A 20227-nucleotide genomic window follows, 5' to 3' on the forward strand; every position below is an offset into this window, starting at 1 on the left:
TACGCATTTGCCACCTTGCGACGACACCAACTGGCTAGAGGCAACTCATTATGTCGGGAGTCAAGAAGGGGCACGGAACGGTCCCCTCTCCCTGAGGGAGAGGGTTAGGGTGAGGGGGGGAAGGCTTAACCGATCTGCCCATTACCCAAATGTTTAACGCGGCGCTTAACTTCTTCCTGCTTACCGGCGTTAAACGGACGCGCATCCGGGCTACCTAAATATCCGCACACGCGGCGAGTTACCGACACACGGGAGGTGTCATGGTTACCACATTTCGGGCAGGTGAAGCCTTTGCTGGTGCACTCAAACTCACCGGTAAAGCCACATTCATAGCATTCATCGATCGGCGTATTGGTGCCGTAATACGGTACATGCTGATAGCTGTAATCCCAGACATCTTCCAGCGCCTTCAGGTTGTGCTGAACGTTTGGATACTCGCCGTAGCAAATGAAACCACCGTTAGCCAGCGGCGGGTAAGGTGCTTCAAAGTCGATCTTGTCGTACGGGTTCACCTTTTTCTCCACATCAAGGTGGAAACTGTTGGTGTAGTAACCTTTATCGGTCACGCCCGGCACCACGCCAAACTCAGCGGTATCGAGACGGCAGAAGCGGTCGCACAGGTTTTCACTTGGCGTGCTGTAAAGGCTGAAACCGTAGCCAGTCTCTTCTTTCCACTGATCAACCGCCTGACGCAGACGTTCAACAATCGCAATACCTTTCGCGCGAAGCTGCTCGTTGTCATAAACATGCTCGCCGCCGAACAGCGCGTTAATGGTTTCGTGGATACCGATGTAACCCAGCGAAATAGACGCACGACCGTTTTTGAAGATTTCAGAAACATCATCGTCGGCATTCAGGCGTACACCGCAGGCACCTTCCATATAAAGGATTGGAGCCACGCGCGCTTTCACGCCCTCAAGACGAGCGATACGGGTCATCAGCGCCTTACGTGCCAGCACCAGACGTTCATCCAGCAACTTCCAGAAGGTGGCTTCATCGCCTTTCGCTTCCAGCGCAATACGTGGCAGGTTCAGGCTGATCACGCCGAGGTTGTTGCGACCATCGTGGATCTGCTCGCCGTTTTCGTTTTCCCATACGCCGAGGAAGCTGCGGCAACCCATCGGGGTTTTAAACGAACCGGTGACTTTCACTACCTGATCGTAGTTCAGGATATCCGGATACATGCGCTTGCTTGCGCACTCCAGCGCCAGCTGTTTGATGTCGTAGTTCGGATCGCCTTTTTTATGGTTCAGGCCATCGCGAATCGCAAACACCAGTTTCGGGAACACGGCGGTTTTGCGGTTTTTACCCAGGCCTGCGATACGGTTACGCAGGATGGATTCCTGAATCAGGCGCGACTCCCAGCTGGTGCCCAGACCAAAGCCAAAGGTTACAAACGGTGTCTGACCGTTGGCGGTGTGCAGGGTATTTACTTCGTACTCCAGCGACTGGAAGGCGTCGTAGCACTCTTTGATAGTACGAGAGTTGGCGTAGCCTTCGGCGTCCGGGATGCTCCACTCTTCTGCGGTCTTGCGGTGTTTGTTGTAGCTGGCGGTGACAAACGGAGCCAGCACTTCATCAATACGGTTAATGGTGGTGCCGCCATAAATATGGCTGGCAACCTGGGCGATAATCTGCGCAGTTACTGCGGTGGCGGTGGAGATCGACTTCGGTGGTTCGATCTCGGCGTTCCCCATCTTAAAGCCCTGGGTCAGCATACCTTTCAGGTCGATCAACATGCAGTTGAACATCGGGAAGAACGGCGAGTAATCGAGGTCGTGGTAGTGAATATCGCCACGCTCATGCGCCTGCACCACGTCACGCGGCAACAGGTGCTGGCGTGCATAGTGTTTAGCAACAATACCGGCCAGCAGGTCGCGCTGGGTTGGAATTACCTTGCTGTCTTTGTTGGCGTTTTCATTGAGCAACGAAGAGTTGGTCTGTTCGACCAGACCTCGGATCTCCTGGTTCAGGCGACCGCGTTTTTCACGTTCGATGTCGCGATCGTGACGGTACTCAATGTAAGCACGAGCCAGTTGTTTGTACGGGCCTGACATCAGCTGGTTTTCAACTGCGGTCTGAATTTCGTTAATATCGACCTGGTTGCGGCCTTGCATTTGCTCGCTGACGACGGCGGCAACAGTGGCACAATAATCTGCATCATCGACTTCCGCTGCTTTAGCTGCACGCAGAATGGCTTCTTTGATGCGCTCTGATTTAAACGGCACTTTGCAGCCGTCTCGTTTCATCACATGCGGTGTCATGATCGCTCCATATTTTTAAGAACAGGTTATACACAGAAAGTTGGGAAGTGCGCCCCGCTTTATTTAGCTCTTTTTACGGGGAGTTACTGCAATCCCAATCCGCTTTATCCACAATTTTGTCGGCTTTGTTGGCGTGTGTCTTGGTGCAAATATAGTCGACGGATACAACATATTGGGTTGAGAGGCATTTTAAAGTCTATATATAGTGCTTTGCATTAAGGATGTTTGAGGTTTTTTTGATTTAGCTCAAAGTAAAAAGCAGAGTGTACGGATGACGGGCGCTACAGCGATGTGTAAATTTTTTAATAATTTTCTGTTCAAAAAACCAACAAAAACAACGCTCTGACAGGTAAGGCCCCGGAAATACTCGCTTTACCGGGGCCTGGCGAAGAATTATCTCTGCAACCACCAGACAGCCTCAAAAGGTCGCAATGTCATGGCTCCCGGTTGAGAGGCGGCTTCTTCATAGTTATGCATTAATAGTTGCCAGTCGCCGCTGATTTGCGTTGGTTGCCAGGGCTGCACGTCACGGCTAAGGTTGGCTATCACCAATAAAGTTTGCCCCAGCCATTCACGGCGATAGCACCACAATACAGGGCTGTTTGGCAGGAGATCCTGGTAATTGCCCCATGTCAGAATGGGTTCTTGTTTACGCAGCGTGATTAACTTCTGGTAGGTGTAAAACACTGAGGATTCATCGGCCAGCGCAGCTTCCACGTTGATTTCGCGATAGTTATCACTCAGACCAATCCACGGCTCGCCGGTAGTAAACCCTGCGTTATCGCCGTTGCTCCATTGCATTGGCGTGCGGCTGTTATCGCGGGATTTACTGGCGAGGATTGCCAATAGCTCTTCGGCGTCACGCCCATCGTTGCGCAGCTCGGCAAACATATTGAGGCTCTCCACGTCGCGGTAATCGGTAATGCGCGTGAAATGCGGATTAGTCATGCCAATCTCCTCACCCTGGTAGATATACGGTGTTCCCTGCATACCATGCAGTACCATCGCCAGCATTTTTGCCGCAGGCTCACGGTAGTCACCTTCATCGCCAAAGCGAGAAACAATGCGCGGCTGATCGTGGTTACACCAGAACAAAGCATTCCACGCAACGTTGTGCATTCCCTGTTGCCAGTGGCGGAACAATGTTTTTAACGCCACAAAGTCAGGTTTAGCCAGCGTCCATTTTTCACCGCCGGGGTAATCGACCTTCAGGTGATGAAAATTAAAGGTCATCGACAATTCACTGCCTGTCAGTGCCGCGTATCGCTGGCAATGTTCAAGGCTGGTGGAGGACATTTCACCCACAGTCATTAATCCGCGTGGCGTAAAGACATCGCGGTTCATTTCGTGCAAAAACTCGTGTGCTCGTGGCCCGTCGGTGTAGAAGCGACGCCCGTCGCCATCCAGATCGTTGGGGAAGTTCTGGTCTTTGGAAATCAGATTCACCACATCCAGGCGCAGCCCGTCTACCCCGCGATCGGCCCAGAACTCACAGACTTTTTTCAGTTCTGCGCGTACTGCTGGGTTTTCCCAGTTGAGATCGGCCTGTTCTGGTGCAAACAGATGCAAATAATACTGTTCGCTTTCTGCGTGCCAGCGCCAGGCATTGCCGCCGAATTTAGAACGCCAGTTATTCGGTGGTATTCCTGGTTCGCCATCACGCCAGATATAAAACTGACGGTAAGGACTTTCTTTGTTCAGTGCCTCGCGAAACCAGGCGTGTTGGGTAGAAGTATGGTTAAACACCATATCAAGGATAATGCGAATACCGCGCGATTTCGCCTGCGCCACCAGTTCGTCAAAATCGTCCAGCGTACCGTAGGTGGGATCAATCGCCGTATAGTTCGCTACGTCGTAACCGTTATCGACCTGTGGGGAGACATAAAAAGGTGTCAACCAGATAGCATCGACGCCCAGTTTTTGTAGGTAGTCGAGGCGCAGAGTGACTCCTCGCAGATCGCCGGTGCCGCTGCCCGTGGTGTCCTGAAAACTCTTTGGATAAATCTGGTAGATAACGCCGTTTTGCCACCAGTGGGGAAGATTAGTCATTACGTCATTCCTGCAAATGCGAGGGGGCGCAAGTGCGCCCCGAAGAAAATTAAACAATGTTCAGCGTGCCCAGGCGGTGTTTTCGCTGGTAGATAAACGAGGTGAGCACAATCGGGATGATGATGGCGATAGCCATGGCCAGCGCAAATACCTGCCAGTAGCTCGGCTGAATGGAGAGAATACCAGGCAGACCACCGACGCCGATGCCATTCGCCATAACGCCGTTCAGGCCGCAGAGCAACCCTGCCAGACCGGAACCAATCATCGCGCACAGCATCGGGAAGCGATATTTCAGGTTGATGCCGTACATTGCCGGCTCAGTGACTCCAAGATAAGCTGAGATCGCCGCTGGAACCGAAATTTCCCGCTCGTTCTGTTTACGGCTGGCGATAATAATTCCTACCACTGCCGACGCCTGAGCAATATTCGAAAGGGCAATCAGCGGCCAGACTGGCGTACCGCCCATGCTTTGAATCATCTGCATATCAATGGCAAGCGTGGTCTGGTGTACGCCGGTAATGACCAGCGGCGCATAGAGGAAGCCAAACAACGCTGCGCCAATCGGAGCAAAGCTGCCAGTCATCAGGTGACGTACCGCAAAGGCAACGCCATCGCCAATCATGCGACCAAACGGACCAATCAGCGCATGGGCGAGGAACACTGCGAGGATCAGCGAGCAGACCGGTACAACCACCAGATAGAGATAATCCGGCACGATGCGCTTAAGGCGAGCTTCAATAAAGCCCAGCGCCAGCCCAGCTAACAGTGCCGGGATCACTTGCGCCTGATAACCTACTTTCGCAATACTGAACATGCCAAAGTCCCACACTTCCGGCACCTGCTGCCCGAGCAGATAGGCGTTCATCAGTTGTGGAGAAACCAGCGTTACGCCAAGCACAATACCGAGGATCGGCGTGCCGCCCATTTTTTTCACCGCCGACCAGCAAATCCCGACCGGCAGGTAGAAGAAGATCGCCTCACCGATCAACCACAGAAAATCGTAGATCGTTTGCAGGGAAGGGTACATTTGCGCCAGCGTCTGGCCGTTGCTCATCGGCAGATCGCCGATAACATTGCGAAAACCGAGGATCAAACCGCCGCTAATCAGCGCGGGCAGCAATGGGAAGAAGATCTCCGCGAAATGGGAGATCAACTGCTCATGCCATTTCATATTCTGCCTGGCGGCTTTTTTCACCTGCTCTTTATCGACCTGCGCCTGACCAGTCGTTGCCAATAACGCTTTGTAGTAATCGCCAACGTTGGTGCCAATCACCACCTGAAATTGTCCTGCATTGGTGAAACAGCCTTTCACCATGGGGAGTTGTTCAATTTCTTTTGGTCTGGCATTGGCTGGTTGGTTGAGGACAAAGCGCAGGCGAGTAATACAGTGGCTGACCGTCGCGATATTGCCGCGCCCGCCGACCAGTTCAATCAACCGATCGATATCCGTTTGGTTCACTTTGCTCATCATAAGGCCCCGTGGCAGATGACATATTTGGTTGACGGCAGAATATAGTGGGAAGGAAAAATTAAAAATGGGAACGTTCCCGAAACACAGCGAAGATCACAATTTATCGTTCAGGAAACGATCAGGACAGGGTGGCGGGGATGATGATTTGTTGCGGTTCGCTGCGCCCGGTTATCTGCTCAATCAACTGGCAGGCCGCCTGGCGTCCGGCTTCTGCGTAGCCTGGGTCAGCGGTGACGATCTCCGGATGGAGGAACTTCATCAACGGTGTATTACCAACGCTCGCCAGCTGTAAGGTATCGATGCGTTGCTCTTGCAGGTATTTACTTGCGCCAAGTGCCAGCGTGTCAGTTGCGCACAGCAACGCGGTGGTTTCAGGGGTAATGACTTTTGCCACGTTCTCATAACCTTGCTTCATGGCGAGGCCAGGCAGAGCGGCGACGGGATGCAGTTTATGCGCTTTGCAGAACGCCAGATAGGCTTCGTGACGTCGTTTACCGGTCGTCACGTCGCTGTGCGGTACGCCGAGATAACTGATATTGCGATGCCCCTGGTCATACAGTCGTTGCATCAGGATTTTGATCGCCCCTTCGTCGTCATAACAGACTGAAGCAAAGCCCTTTGCGTCGCGTGCCAGCAGCACCAGCGATGACTGCCAGTGGGCTAACATCTCTTCGGTTATACCGGTAAAACCAAACAGTACCACGCCGTCGATATTACGACGTTTCAAAACGCCCAGATGTTCGGCAACTAATTGTGGGGAAAACTGGCTTTCCATCATGATGGGGTCGTAACCCTGTTCATAGAATGCTGGCAGCATGGTCTGAACCGCGAGATTTTCTGAGAGCGAATCCAGGCGGGTCACGATGATGGCGACCACTTTATCGCTTTGCCCACGCATGGCGCGCGCAGAGCGGGAAGGGGAAAATCCATGCTGATTCATCACCGCTTCAACACGCTCGCGCGTACGCTGGCTTACGCCGCTTTCGTTATTCAGCACCCGGGAAACAGTGGATTTTCCCACGCCGCTCAAGCGCGCGATGTCTTTGATGGTCAGCCGATTTTGCATCCTGTTATCCCGTAACTTGTTGTTTAATTATTAGAGACTAACTTTACCCTCGCATTCAGCAATGGGCAAAGTCTGGTTTATCGTTTGTTTAGTTGCCGACAGGTATTATATCGGCATAAATGCTACGAATATTATTGGATTCGCGGCGCTATTTATTCACTTACCGGAGGTTATATGGAACCTGATCCCACGCCTCTCCCTCGACGGAGATTAAAACTTTTCCGGTAAGCCTGTCTTTTCACGGCGTTACCGGATGCGTAAGGCCGTGACGTTTTAACGTCCCTGCTCAGTTTTATTACCTTCAGGTAAGGCTTCGCCACGCCTGAAGATATTTCTGCACTGTTCCTGACAGCGCGGAGGGACTCCCTATGTTTAAAGAAATTTTTACCCGGCTCATTCGCCATTTACCTTCCCGTCTGATCCGTCGCGATCCACTACCGGGTGCGCAGCAGACAGCGAATGCACCAATCCCGCCTTCCTTAAGCGCGCATTGCATGAAAATGGCGGTGATGCCCGAAGAAGAATTATGGAAAACGTTCGACACCCACCCGGAAGGGTTGAATCAGGCGGAAGTGGAAGTTGCCCGTGAAAAACATGGCGAAAATAAATTACCTGCGCAACAACCGTCACCGTGGTGGGTACATTTGTGGGTCTGCTATCGCAACCCCTTTAATATTTTGCTCACGATCCTTGGCGGCATTTCTTACGCCACAGAAGATTTATTTGCCGCTGGCGTTATCGCGTTAATGGTGGCTATTTCTACGTTGCTGAACTTTATTCAGGAAGCACGTTCCACCAAAGCGGCAGATGCCCTGAAAGCGATGGTCAGTAATACCGCGACGGTGCTGCGCGTAATTAACGACAAAGGCGAAAATGGCTGGCTGGAGATCCCGATCGACCAGTTGGTGCCCGGCGATATTATTAAACTGGCGGCGGGGGATATGATCCCGGCAGATTTACGTATCTTGCAGGCGCGGGATCTGTTCGTTGCTCAGGCATCGTTAACCGGTGAGTCTCTGCCCGTTGAAAAAAACGCGACCACGCGCCAGCCGGATCACAGCAATCCGCTGGAGTGTGACACCCTGTGTTTTATGGGCACCACAGTGGTGAGCGGCACGGCACAAGCGATGGTGATTGCCACAGGTGGCAACACCTGGTTTGGTCAACTGGCGGGGCGTGTCAGTGAGCAGGAAAGTGAGCCGAATGCCTTTCAGCAAGGGATCAGCCGCGTCAGTATGCTGCTGATTCGCTTTATGCTGGTGATGGCGCCCGTGGTGCTGTTAATCAATGGTTACACCAAAGGCGACTGGTGGGAAGCGGCGCTGTTTGCGCTTTCGGTAGCGGTAGGTTTAACGCCGGAAATGTTGCCGATGATTGTCACCTCAACGCTGGCGCGTGGCGCAGTCAAGCTGTCGAAACAGAAAGTGATCGTCAAACATCTGGATGCCATTCAGAACTTTGGCGCTATGGATATTCTGTGTACCGATAAAACCGGCACCCTGACGCAGGATAAAATTGTGCTGGAGAATCATACCGATATCTCCGGTAAAACCAGCGAACGCGTGCTGCATAGCGCGTGGTTGAACAGTCATTACCAGACTGGGCTTAAAAACCTGCTTGATACAGCGGTGCTCGAAGGTACGGATGAAGAGTCGGCGCGCTCGCTGGCCAGCCGTTGGCAGAAAATTGATGAGATTCCGTTTGATTTTGAGCGTCGCCGGATGTCGGTGGTAGTGGCAGAAAATACCAAACACCATCAACTGGTGTGCAAAGGTGCATTGCAGGAAATCCTCAATGTGTGTTCGCAGGTACGTCACAATGGCGAGATTGTGCCGCTCGATGACACCATGCTGCGTAAGATTAAGCGGGTTACTGATACGCTTAATCGTCAGGGGCTGCGTGTGGTAGCGGTGGCGACGAAATACCTGCCAGCGCGTGAAGGGGATTACCAGCGGGCAGATGAATCCGACCTGATCCTCGAAGGATATATTGCTTTCCTTGATCCGCCCAAAGAGACAACCGCTCCGGCACTGAAGGCATTAAAAGCGAGTGGCATTACCGTAAAAATCCTCACTGGCGACAGTGAGTTAGTGGCGGCGAAAGTGTGCCATGAAGTGGGACTGGACGCGGGAGAGGTGGTTACTGGTAGTGATATTGAAACTCTAACTGACAACGAACTGGCAAGTCTCGCGCAGCGTACCACGCTGTTTGCCCGCCTGACGCCGATGCATAAAGAACGCATCGTAACGTTGCTGAAGCGCGAAGGGCATGTGGTTGGCTTTATGGGCGATGGTATTAATGATGCGCCCGCCTTACGTGCTGCGGATATCGGCATTTCTGTGGACGGCGCGGTAGATATTGCCCGTGAAGCAGCGGATATCATTCTGCTGGAAAAAAGCCTGATGGTGCTGGAAGAGGGGGTTATTGAGGGACGTCGCACTTTCGCCAATATGCTGAAATACATCAAAATGACGGCGAGCTCTAACTTCGGTAATGTGTTCAGCGTGCTGGTGGCGAGTGCTTTTTTGCCCTTCCTGCCGATGTTGCCGTTACACTTGCTTATTCAGAACCTGCTGTATGATGTGTCACAGGTGGCGATCCCGTTTGATAACGTAGACGATGAGCAAATTCAAAAGCCGCAGCGTTGGAATCCGGCGGATCTGGGACGCTTTATGATCTTCTTCGGACCGATCAGTTCGATCTTCGATATTCTGACGTTTTGCCTGATGTGGTGGGTATTTCATGCCAACACGCTGGAAACGCAAACGCTGTTCCAGTCGGGCTGGTTTGTGGTGGGGTTACTGTCACAAACGCTGATTGTGCATATGATCCGTACCCGCCGTGTACCGTTTATTCAGAGCTGCGCATCGTGGCCATTAATGATCATGACCGTGATCGTGATGATTGTCGGGATCGCGTTACCGTTTTCGCCGCTGGCCAGTTATCTGCAACTGCAGGCGCTGCCGTTAAGCTATTTCCCGTGGCTGATTGCGATTCTGGCAGGGTATATGACGTTAACCCAGTTAGTGAAAGGATTTTATAGCCGTCGTTACGGCTGGCAATAAGTGAGTGCTGAGACTGATCGATAAATATTCTTACTGGTCAGTCTCCTACGAAAAGACCTGAACAAAAAAATAAATTACTGCAAAAATAAAAAAACAAATAAACGTCCAGCTCAAATTATAAAGGGCGCTATAGCTTTTATTTACCGAACGAGAGAGAAAGATGTCTTCTTTTTTAATGTGTCTGGAGGAGATGTTGCGATACAGGCGGATATAATAAACACAATAAAGTAATAAAGGCGGTATTACCCATCCACCTGTTGGTTTGCCAAATATAAGCGTGAGTATAATGGAGACAGCAAAGAAAAGCAGAAAGACGATTTGCGCTTTGGATTCTATTTTTTTTAATTCGCTTCTGATGCCTTCAGCGTGCTGTTCTTGCCAGCGCCGCAGCGTGCTAATACTAAATTGATAGTGTTCACATAGCTCCTTATTAGACGTACCTTCTTTTGACCGCTGTAAAATTTCAGCAATTTGTTCATTCGTGAAACGGGATTTAGCCATCTTCAACCCTCCGTGGTTGAATCAGATAATCCAGGCGCGATTCCTGGATTATCTTTCTGACAGAGATTAGCGACGAACAGCGATCGCTTCGATCTCAATCTTCACGTCTTTTGGCAGACGAGCAACTTCAACGCAAGAACGTGCCGGGAAGGTAGCGTTGTGTTCGGTGAAGAAGGCTTCGTAAGTCGCATTTACGGTTGCGAAGTCGTTCAGATCTTTCACAAACACGGTGGTTTTAACGATGTCGCCCACTTTCAGGCCAGCCGCTTCCACGATCGCTTTCACGTTATCCAGTGACTGACGCGCTTGTGCTGCTACGTCTGCCGGTACTTCGCCAGTTTTCGGGTTTACCGGGATCTGACCGGAGGTGATGATCATACTGCCCAGATCAACGCCCTGAACATAAGGTCCGATAGCTGCCGGTGCATTTTCCGTAGCGATAGTTTTGCTCATGATTTCTCCTTTATTACAGCGGTAAAAAGTCTGGCTCATTATAGGGAGCCAGACTTTTATTACCAACCGCAATTAATTGGCCAGCACCACATTATGGGAAAACTCTTTTTCGCAGTATTTGCATTTGAGCGCGATGTCATTGGCGCGTTTTCGCACTGCAAAGCTGGAAGAAACCGGTTCGGCATGGCTGATACAGTTGCTGTTCGGGCAGACCAGCACATTGTCGATGCGCTCCGGCAGGCTGGGGCGCGATTTACCAACCACTTCATAATTGTCGATACGATTTACTGTGGCTTGCGGTGCGTACAGCGCCAGTTGGTCTACCTGATCTTCACTCAAAAAGGTATTTTCGATTTTGATCAGATCCTTACGACCCATCTCGCCAGAAGGCAGGTTCAGGCCGATGGTGATACGCTGATCCGTTTCGGTCAGCTTGAACAGACTCAACAGCTTAAAACCGATCTGGGCGGGGATATGGTCAATTACCGTGCCGCGTTTAATAGCTTCAACCTGCAATTTATTATCGTGTGTCATCTCAATTTCCCCTTACAGTACCAGATCGCGATTCAGAACCAGCGCCAGTAACGCCTGGCGAGCGAAAATCCCGTTGCCTGCCTGCTGGAAGTACCAGGCGTGCGGCGTTTTATCAACATCCGTCGCAATTTCATCAATACGCGGCAGCGGATGCAGTACTTTCATATTGGCTTTGGCGTTGTGAAGGTCACTGGCGCGCAGGACAAACTGCGCTTTTACGTTAGCGTATTCGGACGGATCCAGGCGTTCTTTTTGCACGCGGGTCATATACAGAATGTCCACTTCCGCCATCACTTCTTCAATGGAACTATGCAGGCTCCAGGCGATACCTTTTTCATCAAGCATGTCCAGAATGTACTGCGGCATTGCCAGCGCGTCCGGCGCGATGAAGTAAAAACGGTTGCCGTCGAACTTCGCTAACGCCTGAGTCAGGGAGTGAACGGTGCGGCCATATTTCAGGTCGCCGACCATTGCGACGCGAAGATTGTCCAGACGTCCCTGGGTTTCCTGAATGGTGAACAGATCCAGCAAGGTTTGCGTCGGATGTTGGTTGGAACCATCACCGGCGTTCAGCACCGGCACATTGCCGGAAAACTCGGTCGCCAGGCGCGCCGCACCTTCCTGTGGATGGCGCATCACAATTGCATCGACGTAAGTGCTGATAACCGAGATGGTATCAGCCAGCGTTTCACCTTTTTTTCCCAGTGAGGTGTTTGCGCTGTCAGAGAATCCCACCACACTAGCGCCCAGGCGGTGCATCGAGGTTTCGAAAGAGAGACGGGTACGGGTTGATGCTTCGAAGAAGCAGCTGGCAATCACTTTATGTTTCAACAACTCTGGTTGCGGGTTTGCTTTCAGTTTCGCCGCTGTCGCCAGCACCAGATTAAGGTCATCGCGACTAAGGTCATTTATGGAAATGATGTGTTTTTGATATAGCGGATTAGCCATGTTTATCTCCTGACGCCTGGGCAAAAAAAAGCCCCTCGATTGAGGGGCTGGGAATGGGTGATCAACGGGAAGAAAAACGGCAGGCCAGCGTCTTTTTTCAGACGCGGTAAGACAAAATGTCGAACACACTGAACCATACATCCTCCCGGCAAATTGTCCGGCATTATACTCAGCCAGAAAGTGGGATCAAGCGATTAATGCAAGAAATTCCGCAGGTAAACGATTGTTGTGAATTTATATGCTTCAAATTTGAATTTATAACGAAATGAGTTTGGAGGGAATGTGGGTGGAAAAATATGCGCTGGTGCAATCAGGCGGCAAAAAATGCTGGTATGGCAGTAAGGAATTACGTATAACAAGAGAAATGAAACGATGTTTTAATTGAGGGAATGAAAAAATGATCATCGGAAATATTCATAATCTCCAGCAATGGTTGCCAGAAGAGTTACGCCAGGCGATTGAGTATATTAAAGCGCACGTTACGGCAGAAACGCCAAAAGGTAAGCACGACATCGAAGGCAACCGCCTATTTTATCTTATCTCTGAAGATATGACCGAGCCGTATGAAGCACGCCGTGCGGAGTACCATGCCCGCTATCTCGATATTCAGATTGTGCTAAAAGGGCAGGAAGGCATGACCTTCAGCACACAACCTGCGGGCACGCCGGATACCGATTGGTTAGCCGATAAAGACATCGCCTTTTTGCCAGAAGGTGTTGAGGAGAAAACAGTTATCCTCAATGAAGGCGACTTTGTCGTGTTCTATCCGGGTGAAGTACACAAGCCACTGTGCGCAGTGGGCGAGCCAGCCCAGGTTCGCAAAGCGGTTGTGAAAATGCTGATGGCGTAAGTGGATTATGCTGGAGGCGACGTTACGCCGCCTCCGGTACTGGCGTTATTGGGCGAGCGTCGCAACCATTACCGCTTTGATGGTATGCATGCGGTTTTCCGCCTGATCAAAAACAATACTGGCGGCAGATTCAAAGACCTCATCCGTCACTTCCATCCCACCGTGCAGGCCAAACTCTTCTGCCATCTTTTTACCTAGCGTCGTTTGGTCGTCATGAAACGCGGGCAGGCAGTGCAGAAATTTGACGTCTGGATTACCGGTCAACTGCATCATTTTGCTATTCACCTGATAATCACGCAGCAATGCAATACGTTCTGCCCATTTCTCTTTCGCTTCCCCCATCGACACCCACACATCGGTGTAAATAAAGTCGGCCCCTTTAACGCCTGCTGCGATATCTTCTGTCAGCGTAATATTCCCGCCATTTTGCTGCGCCAGGGCGCGGCATTCCGTAACCAGCGAAGCTTCCGGCCAGCACGCTTGTGGCGCTACCAGGCGTAAATCCAGACCGGTCAACGCCGCAGCTTCCAGCATTGAGTTACCCATGTTGTTGCGTGCATCTCCGGCATAAACCAGCGTCATCTCATTGAAAGCTTTACCTGGTAAATGCTCCTGCATGGTCAGCAGATCCGCCAGAAGCTGTGTAGGATGAAACTCATTGGTCAGGCCGTTCCATACTGGCACACCCGCATATTCCGCCAGCGTTTCGACAATCTCCTGACCATAGCCGCGATACTGAATACCGTCATACATGCGACCAAGTACGCGGGCGGTATCTTTAATCGACTCTTTATGGCCAATCTGGCTGCCGCTTGGGCCGAGATAAGTGACACGTGCGCCCTGGTCATATGCGGCAACTTCGAAAGAGCATCGGGTACGAGTCGAGTCTTTTTCGAAGATGAGCGCGATATTTTTACCTGTGAGTCTGGCTTCTTCTTTACCGCTTTTCTTATCGGCTTTCAGCTTCGCAGCTAATTGCAGCAGGCTGTTGAGTTCAGCTGGCGTGAAATCGAGTAATTTCAGGAAATGTTTATGATAAAACCCGGACATAGATCCCTCCTGTGGTTAACGCTGTAATGAATTAAAATTCAATTTATATGGATGATTATTCATTTGCAAGCCTAAAACATAAATCTTTGTCACAAAGGTGGAGGCAATGTCAGTGGTGTGTGACAATAAGAGTATCGGCAGGACATTAAGAGGAATGAGCCATGGCAAACCCGGAACAACTGGAAGAACAGCGTGAAGAAACGCGTTTGATTATTGAAGAATTACTGGAAGATGGCAGCGATCCGGACGCGCTGTACACCATCGAACATCACCTTTCCGCAGACGATCTGGAAACCCTGGAAAAAGCAGCGGTTGAAGCGTTTAAACTCGGTTACGAAGTGACCGATCCGGAAGAGCTGGAAGTGGAAGATGGCGATATCGTAATTTGCTGTGACATCCTCAGCGAATGCGCGTTGAATGCCGATCTTATCGACGCCCAGGTTGAGCAATTGATGAACCTGGCAGAGAAATTCGACGTTGAATACGACGGTTGGGGCACTTACTTTGAAGATCCTAACGGCGAAGACGGCGACGATGAAGATTATGTCGACGAAGACGATGACGGTGTTCGTCACTAATTAATTGATTAAAATGCCCGCTAGTACACACTAGCGGGCATTTTTTTAGAGTTTACGCAGCATCCGCACTTCACAATCGACATGGCCCGTGCAACCAAGTGCGTAATCGATATGTTGAAAACCTAAATGTTCATACAAACCAATCGCTTCTTTTAAAAAAGCGGTCGTTTCCAGATAGCAGCGTTTGAAGCCCATTTCTCGCGCCTGCTCCATCGCCATTAAGGCCAGTTTTTTCGCCAGTCCTTTACCGCGAATAGCAGGAAGAAAATACATCTTTTGCAGCTCGCAAATGTCCGATTCACTACCTGCTAATGGCGCAATCCCGCCGCCGCCCACCACTTCGCCATTGTGTTCAACTACCCAATACGCATGACCAGACTGACTATACACTTGATACAATTCGTCGAGATTGGGATCGGCGACGGTGTAGCCTTTATCAGCGGTAAGACCGTATTCTGCGGATACCTGGCGGATGACGCTGGCGATGGCGGGATTATCGGCGGCAGTAAGTTTGCGCAAACGGAGCGCGGGAGAAGCGACAACATTCATAGCATAGCTCAATTTCAAATGTATGATTTATAGCTCACTTTAATACCACCCTCGCTTATGCGGTGCAAGAAGAAGATAAATCAGAAAATATTAAGCATATATCTCTTTGAGAAAGCGTATTCTAGGCGTACCAGTATCAATTTACTGGGATTATTATCTATATGAATGGAATTTATTTTAGGGATATGATTCATGAATGGTGTAAACGTCGGGAAAGATAATTCTCGTCACTCATTTGTTTTTACAGGCAAAGGTGGTGAGTATTTTCTTATTTGTCTTGTGAATTTTTTACTGACAATTATTACTCTGGGAATATATGGGCCGTGGGCATTGGTGAAATGCCGTCGTTATATTTATCAACATGTGACACTCAATGGGCAACCATTTAGTTATAAGGGAACTGGTGGTGCCATTTTCGTTAGCATGTTCCTTATTATGGTCGTTTATCTTCTCAGTATTTCTTGTTTTTCAGGCCAGCACTTTGTTCTTGGTTTTCTCCTGTTTGCTCTCTTGATCTGCGGTATTCCTTGCATGGCAGTGAAGAGTCTGCAATATCAGACGAACATGACCTCACTGAATGGCATTCGCTTTGGCTTTAACTGCTCGATGCTCCGTGCATGGTGGGTCATGTTAGGTCTGCCTGTTCTGTTGGCGTTAGCTTTTTGGTTCGCACTGTATCTTATTGCGCAAGTGACGACATCGATAGGAGGATTATTCTTTAACTTAGTCGCGTTAAGTTTGCTTTCTGCCATCGGGCTGGGTGTCGTCCATGGTATAACCTATAGTAAATGGATGCCATTGCTGGGTAACAATGCAACTTTTGGCATTCATAAGTTTTCTGTTCAGGTAAACGTAAAAGAATGCATTAAAGGATGTACACTCGCAATATTAACTATGGCTCCTTTCATCATTGTGATTGGTATTATGATTGCGCCAGTATTCCAGCAGTTAATAATGATGAGCATGTTGGGGCAGTCTGATGCAGGAAGTGAGCTTGTATTGCAATATTACCCGCAGATTACGGCTTCCTACTTCCTGTATTTTGTTGCGATTCTTGTGTTTTCTATTTATCTCTATGTCACGTTACGCAATCTGTTTCTGAATAATTTAACGCTGGCAAATGGAACAATTCGTTTTCATTCGTCCATTACCACGTTCGGTATGCTTCTGCGCATGTTTGCAGTATTAATGGGAGCCTCAATCACCTGTGGCCTGGCTTACCCCTGGTTGAAAATGTGGATGATTAGCTGGATTGCCAACAATACCCACGTTCAGGGTGACCTTGATTCGCTGGAGTTAACCAATGATGACAAACCGCAGGATAGCGGTCTGTTAATGTGGATTTCTCGCGGTATTATGCCGTATGTTCCGTTTATCTAAATAAAAAGGCCGGAGTATGCTCCGGCCTTCATTTTCTTTACTGTATTGATTACAGTGCAGCGATAACAGCCTGCTGTTCAATCAGCTTCGCTTTCGCTTCTGCATAGCCTTCCAGCTTCTCACGCTCTTTAGCGATGACCGCTTCCGGTGCGCGGGCGACAAAGCCTTCGTTCGCCAGCTTGTTCTCGATACGGCTGATTTCACCTTCAATCTTCGCCACTTCTTTCGCCAGACGCGCCAGCTCATCTTCTTTGTTGATGAGGCCTGCCATCGGGATCAGCAACTCTGCGCCGTCGACGATCTTAGTAACGGAAACCGGACCTTTGTCATCGGCAGGCAGCACGGTGATGCTTTCCAGACGCGCCAGCGTTTGCAGGAAGCCACGGTTTTCATTCACGCGACGCTCTGCATCCGCACTGCAACCACGCAGCAGCAGCTCCAGCGGTTTGCCCGGCGCGATGTTCATTTCTGCACGGATGTTACGTACCGCAACGATCGCTTGTTTCAGCCACTCGGTATCGGCCAGTGCGGCTTCATCAACCTGAGATGCATCGTACTGCGGGAACGGCTGCAGCATGATGGTGTCAGCGGTGATGCCGCAAAGCACTTTTACGCGCTGCCAGATAGTTTCGGTGATGAACGGAATGATCGGATGCGCGAGGCGCAGCAGACCTTCCAGCACGGTCACCAGCGTATGGCGAGTACCACGCAGTTCGGCTTCGGTGCCACCGTTCATTACCGGCTTGGTCAGCTCCAGATACCAGTCACAGAACTGGTTCCAGGTGAATTCATACAGAATGCCAGCAGCGATATCGAAGCGGAAGCTATCCAGTGCTTCGCGGTATGCTTTGATGGTCTGGTTGAACTCCGCCAGAATCCAGCGATCCGCCAGCGACAGCGTCATTTCGCCGCCGTTGAAGCCGCAATCCTGACCTTCTGTGTTCATCAGCACAAAGCGGCTGGCGTTCCACAGTTTGTTACAGAAGTTACGGTAACCTTCCAGACGCTTCATATCCCAGTTGATGTCACGACCAGTAGAAGCCAGCGCCGCCAGGGTGAAGCGCAGGGCGTCAGTACCGTGCGGCTCAATGCCGTTCGGGAACTGCTTCTCGGTGCGCTTACGGATTTTGTCCGCCAGCTGCGGCTGCATCATGTTGCCGGTACGTTTTTCCAGCAGTTCAGGCAGCGAAATACCGTCGACCATATCCAGCGGGTCAATAACGTTACCCTTGGATTTGGACATCTTCTGGCCTTCGTCGTCACGAATCAGGCCGGTCATGTAAACAGTGTGGAACGGCACCTGCGGTTTGCCATTTTCATCTTTGATGAAGTGCATGGTCATCATGATCATGCGGGCAATCCAGAAGAAGATGATGTCGAAGCCAGAAACCATCACGCTGGTTGGGTGGAACTGACGCAGGGCGTCGGTGTTTTCCGGCCAGCCAAGAGTAGAGAAGGTCCACAGCGCGGAAGAGAACCAGGTGTCGAGAACGTCTTCGTCCTGACGCAGCGCGACGTCCGCACCGAGGTTATTTTCTTGACGCACTTCATCTTCGTTGCGGCCAACATAAACGTTACCCGCTTCGTCGTACCATGCCGGGATACGGTGACCCCACCACAGCTGACGAGAGATACACCAGTCCTGAATATCGCGCATCCAGGAGAAGTACATGTTTTCGTACTGCTTCGGTACGAACTGAATGTCGCCGTTCTCAACTGCTTCAACCGCCGGTTTCGCCAGCACGTCGGCACGAACGTACCACTGGTCGGTCAGCATCGGTTCGATAACCACGCCGCCACGGTCGCCGTAAGGAACGGTCAGGTCGTGCGGTTTAATTTCTTCCAGCAGGCCGAGTGCGTCAACCGCAGCAACGATCGCTTTACGTGCAGCAAAACGTTCCAGTTTCTGGAACTCTGCCGGGATCTCACTGGAATAAACGTCGGATTCATTGCCTTTGGTATCGAACACCTGGGCGCTTTCACGGATATCGCCGTCGAAGGTCAGAATGTTGATCATCGGCAGGGCGTGACGTTTACCCACTTCATAGTCGTTAAAGTCGTGTGCCGGAGTGATCTTCACGCAGCCGGTGCCTTTTTCCATGTCGGCGTGTTCGTCGCCAACGATCGGAATACGACGGTTAACCAGCGGCAGAATGACATATTTGCCAATCAGATCTTTATAACGCGGATCTTCCGGGTTAACAGCCACGCCGGTATCGCCCAGCAGGGTTTCCGGACGGGTAGTCGCAACCACCAGATAATCTTTACCATCTGCGGTCTTCGCACCGTCAGCCAGCGGATAGCGGATGTGCCACATAGAACCTTTCGATTCGCGGTTTTCCACCTCCAGGTCAGAGATAGCGGTGCGCAGTTTCGGATCCCAGTTTACCAGGCGTTTGCCACGGTAAATCAGGTCTTCTTTATACAGACGAACGAAAACTTCTTTCACCGCATTGGACAGGCCTTCGTCCATGGTGAAGCGTTCACGCTCCCAGTCCACTGAGTTGCCGAGACGACGCATCTGACGGGTAATGGTGCCGCCGGATTCTGCTTTCCATTCCCAGATTTTGTCGATGAAGGCTTCGCGGCCATAGTCGTGACGGGTTTTACCTTCTTCTGCGGCAATCTTGCGCTCAACGACCATCTGGGTAGCGATCCCGGCGTGGTCAGTACCGACCTGCCACAGGGTGTTTTTGCCCTGCATGCGCTGATAGCGGATCATGGTATCCATGATGGTTTGCTGGAAGGCGTGACCCATATGCAAACTGCCGGTGACGTTCGGCGGCGGGATCATGATGCAGAAACTTTCCTGGCTTTCATCGCCATTAGGCTTAAAGTAGCCCTGCTTTTCCCAGTGCTCGTAAAGCGGCTGTTCGATATCTTGTGGGTTATATGTCTTTTCCATTATTTCCAGGTTGCCGTATTCAGGTTGAAACCAGCCACGCGGTAGGCTTTATAGCGTTCGCGCGCCAGTTGTTTCAGAGAATCTTCATAAGGAACGAAGTCTACCACTTCTGTGAAAGCGGTGGCAAAATCTGCAAAGCTTGTTCGCAGACTAATCAATATATCACGCGGGCTGCTGCTACGTTTTTGCGGCCAGGCAATCTCCACCGGCGCACCGCCGCGCGGTCCTTCTCCCGCTAAATTATGCGGAACAAAGCTTTCTGCCGGACGCGCCCACAGGGCTTCATCCAGCCGGTAAGCCTGCTTTTCATCTTCACAGGCGATGAGCACGCGCTTACCGCTGCGCCAACGTTCTGCGGCAATTTCACACACCAGTTGCTCAACGGCGCTTAAGCCATCGACGGTGGCGTCATTGTCCAGAAGGTAGAACGTCGCGTTTTTCATATATGGGGCTTCTTGTGGTGGATTTAAATACGCATCAGGTATACACCGCAGCGCCTGATGCGACGCTGTTGTGTCTTATCAGGCCTACGAGTTCAGTGCTGTGTGTAGGTCGGATAAGGCG

The 20227-nt window shown here is 50.9% G+C and carries 17 protein-coding genes and 1 pseudogene; 5 read left to right on the forward strand and 13 right to left on the reverse strand.

All coding sequences use genetic code 11. The features are described 5' to 3' along the window. Window positions 1–125 precede the first annotated feature (125 nt). The 4 genes and pseudogenes from nrdD to treR all read right to left on the reverse strand — a co-directional run. On the reverse strand, window positions 126–2264 hold the full coding sequence (gene nrdD / locus A7589_RS11335; protein WP_000187804.1) for an anaerobic ribonucleoside-triphosphate reductase: 2139 nt from the start codon (window positions 2262–2264) through the stop codon (window positions 126–128). A gap of 393 nt (window positions 2265–2657) precedes the next feature. After that, window positions 2658–4313 carry an alpha,alpha-phosphotrehalase gene (gene treC / locus A7589_RS11340; RefSeq protein ID WP_000183358.1) on the reverse strand — a complete coding sequence of 552 codons (1656 nt, stop codon included), beginning with the start codon at window positions 4311–4313 and terminating at the stop codon, window positions 2658–2660. A 49-nt stretch (window positions 4314–4362) separates the two neighbouring features. After that, window positions 4363–5784 carry a PTS trehalose transporter subunit IIBC gene (treB, locus tag A7589_RS11345; protein ID WP_108188838.1) on the reverse strand — a complete coding sequence of 474 codons (1422 nt, stop codon included), beginning with the start codon at window positions 5782–5784 and terminating at the stop codon, window positions 4363–4365. A gap of 118 nt (window positions 5785–5902) precedes the next feature. Continuing rightward, window positions 5903–6853 (reverse strand): annotated as a pseudogene (gene treR, locus A7589_RS11350) (trehalose operon repressor TreR); the annotation flags it as partial. Between the two features lie 171 nt (window positions 6854–7024). Between treR and mgtL the strand changes: the two are divergent. Both mgtL and mgtA read left to right on the forward strand, forming a co-directional pair. Next, complete coding sequence (mgtL, locus tag A7589_RS11355) at window positions 7025–7078, forward strand: mgtA regulatory leader peptide MgtL (protein ID WP_001387276.1); 54 nt, start codon at window positions 7025–7027, stop codon at window positions 7076–7078. 140 nt (window positions 7079–7218) lie between these two features. After that, entirely contained in the window at window positions 7219–9915 is a 2697-nt protein-coding gene (mgtA, locus tag A7589_RS11360; protein WP_000471854.1) for a magnesium-translocating P-type ATPase, read from the forward strand. Window positions 9916–9960: 45 nt separating this feature from the next. On the opposite strand, the gene A7589_RS11365 is transcribed toward mgtA, so the two are convergent. The 5 genes from A7589_RS11365 to pyrL form a co-directional block, all read right to left on the reverse strand. Next, entirely contained in the window at window positions 9961–10416 is a 456-nt protein-coding gene (locus A7589_RS11365; RefSeq protein ID WP_001130090.1) for a transposase, read from the reverse strand. A 66-nt stretch (window positions 10417–10482) separates the two neighbouring features. Next, window positions 10483–10869 carry an enamine/imine deaminase gene (locus A7589_RS11370; RefSeq protein WP_000047542.1) on the reverse strand — a complete coding sequence of 129 codons (387 nt, stop codon included), beginning with the start codon at window positions 10867–10869 and terminating at the stop codon, window positions 10483–10485. 72 nt (window positions 10870–10941) lie between these two features. Beyond that, window positions 10942–11403, reverse strand: a complete 462-nt coding sequence (pyrI, locus tag A7589_RS11375; protein ID WP_000148581.1) for an aspartate carbamoyltransferase regulatory subunit — start codon at window positions 11401–11403, stop codon at window positions 10942–10944. A 12-nt stretch (window positions 11404–11415) separates the two neighbouring features. Beyond that, entirely contained in the window at window positions 11416–12351 is a 936-nt protein-coding gene (pyrB, locus tag A7589_RS11380; RefSeq protein WP_000013052.1) for an aspartate carbamoyltransferase, read from the reverse strand. Window positions 12352–12353: 2 nt separating this feature from the next. Further along, window positions 12354–12488 (reverse strand): pyr operon leader peptide, encoded by a 135-nt coding sequence (pyrL, locus tag A7589_RS11385; protein ID WP_001296693.1) that lies wholly within the window; start codon window positions 12486–12488, stop codon window positions 12354–12356. Window positions 12489–12748: 260 nt separating this feature from the next. Here pyrL and tabA point away from each other — a divergent pair, with 260 nt between their 5' ends. Further along, window positions 12749–13201 (forward strand): toxin-antitoxin biofilm protein TabA, encoded by a 453-nt coding sequence (gene tabA / locus A7589_RS11390; protein ID WP_000583474.1) that lies wholly within the window; start codon window positions 12749–12751, stop codon window positions 13199–13201. Between the two features lie 45 nt (window positions 13202–13246). On the opposite strand, the gene argF is transcribed toward tabA, so the two are convergent. Further along, window positions 13247–14251 (reverse strand): ornithine carbamoyltransferase, encoded by a 1005-nt coding sequence (argF, locus tag A7589_RS11395; protein ID WP_000012938.1) that lies wholly within the window; start codon window positions 14249–14251, stop codon window positions 13247–13249. Window positions 14252–14412: 161 nt separating this feature from the next. Here argF and rraB point away from each other — a divergent pair, with 161 nt between their 5' ends. Next, a complete protein-coding gene (gene rraB / locus A7589_RS11400; RefSeq protein ID WP_000002947.1) occupies window positions 14413–14829 on the forward strand; it encodes a ribonuclease E inhibitor RraB in 417 nt (138 codons plus the stop codon). A gap of 45 nt (window positions 14830–14874) precedes the next feature. Here rraB and A7589_RS11405 read toward each other — a convergent pair whose 3' ends face one another. Beyond that, the gene (locus A7589_RS11405; RefSeq protein WP_108188839.1) at window positions 14875–15378 is read right to left on the reverse strand and encodes a GNAT family N-acetyltransferase; all 504 of its coding nucleotides are present in this window, start codon (window positions 15376–15378) and stop codon (window positions 14875–14877) included. A gap of 192 nt (window positions 15379–15570) precedes the next feature. Between A7589_RS11405 and A7589_RS11410 the strand changes: the two genes are divergently transcribed. Next, window positions 15571–16758, forward strand: coding sequence for a YjgN family protein (locus tag A7589_RS11410; RefSeq protein WP_001014716.1), 1188 nt, complete (start codon window positions 15571–15573; stop codon window positions 16756–16758). Window positions 16759–16807: 49 nt separating this feature from the next. On the opposite strand, the gene valS is transcribed toward A7589_RS11410, so the two are convergent. Next, entirely contained in the window at window positions 16808–19663 is a 2856-nt protein-coding gene (gene valS, locus A7589_RS11415) for a valine--tRNA ligase (RefSeq protein ID WP_000416371.1), read from the reverse strand. Beyond that, the gene (holC, locus tag A7589_RS11420) at window positions 19663–20106 is read right to left on the reverse strand and encodes a DNA polymerase III subunit chi (RefSeq protein ID WP_000786391.1); all 444 of its coding nucleotides are present in this window, start codon (window positions 20104–20106) and stop codon (window positions 19663–19665) included. Before holC ends, valS begins: the two co-directional genes overlap by 1 nt. Window positions 20107–20227: the final 121 nt, after the last annotated feature.

The sequence above is a fragment of the Escherichia sp. MOD1-EC6475 genome, assembly GCF_003046645.1.
Lineage (GTDB): Bacteria > Pseudomonadota > Gammaproteobacteria > Enterobacterales > Enterobacteriaceae > Escherichia > Escherichia ruysiae.

Bases quoted from the DNA above. Each gene is read 5' to 3' on its own strand.
- nrdD (WP_000187804.1), bottom strand. From the start codon at position 2,264: ATGACACCGCATGTGATGAAACGAGACGGCTGCAAAGTGCCGTTTAAA.
- treC (WP_000183358.1), bottom strand. From the start codon at position 4,313: ATGACTAATCTTCCCCACTGGTGGCAAAACGGCGTTATCTACCAGATT.
- treB (WP_108188838.1), bottom strand. From the start codon at position 5,784: ATGATGAGCAAAGTGAACCAAACGGATATCGATCGGTTGATTGAACTG.
- mgtA (WP_000471854.1), top strand. From the start codon at position 7,219: ATGTTTAAAGAAATTTTTACCCGGCTCATTCGCCATTTACCTTCCCGT.
- A7589_RS11365 (WP_001130090.1), bottom strand. From the start codon at position 10,416: ATGGCTAAATCCCGTTTCACGAATGAACAAATTGCTGAAATTTTACAG.
- A7589_RS11370 (WP_000047542.1), bottom strand. From the start codon at position 10,869: ATGAGCAAAACTATCGCTACGGAAAATGCACCGGCAGCTATCGGACCT.
- pyrI (WP_000148581.1), bottom strand. From the start codon at position 11,403: ATGACACACGATAATAAATTGCAGGTTGAAGCTATTAAACGCGGCACG.
- pyrB (WP_000013052.1), bottom strand. From the start codon at position 12,351: ATGGCTAATCCGCTATATCAAAAACACATCATTTCCATAAATGACCTT.
- pyrL (WP_001296693.1), bottom strand. From the start codon at position 12,488: ATGGTTCAGTGTGTTCGACATTTTGTCTTACCGCGTCTGAAAAAAGAC.
- tabA (WP_000583474.1), top strand. From the start codon at position 12,749: ATGATCATCGGAAATATTCATAATCTCCAGCAATGGTTGCCAGAAGAG.
- argF (WP_000012938.1), bottom strand. From the start codon at position 14,251: ATGTCCGGGTTTTATCATAAACATTTCCTGAAATTACTCGATTTCACG.
- rraB (WP_000002947.1), top strand. From the start codon at position 14,413: ATGGCAAACCCGGAACAACTGGAAGAACAGCGTGAAGAAACGCGTTTG.
- A7589_RS11405 (WP_108188839.1), bottom strand. From the start codon at position 15,378: ATGAATGTTGTCGCTTCTCCCGCGCTCCGTTTGCGCAAACTTACTGCC.
- A7589_RS11410 (WP_001014716.1), top strand. From the start codon at position 15,571: ATGAATGGTGTAAACGTCGGGAAAGATAATTCTCGTCACTCATTTGTT.
- valS (WP_000416371.1), bottom strand. From the start codon at position 19,663: ATGGAAAAGACATATAACCCACAAGATATCGAACAGCCGCTTTACGAG.
- holC (WP_000786391.1), bottom strand. From the start codon at position 20,106: ATGAAAAACGCGACGTTCTACCTTCTGGACAATGACGCCACCGTCGAT.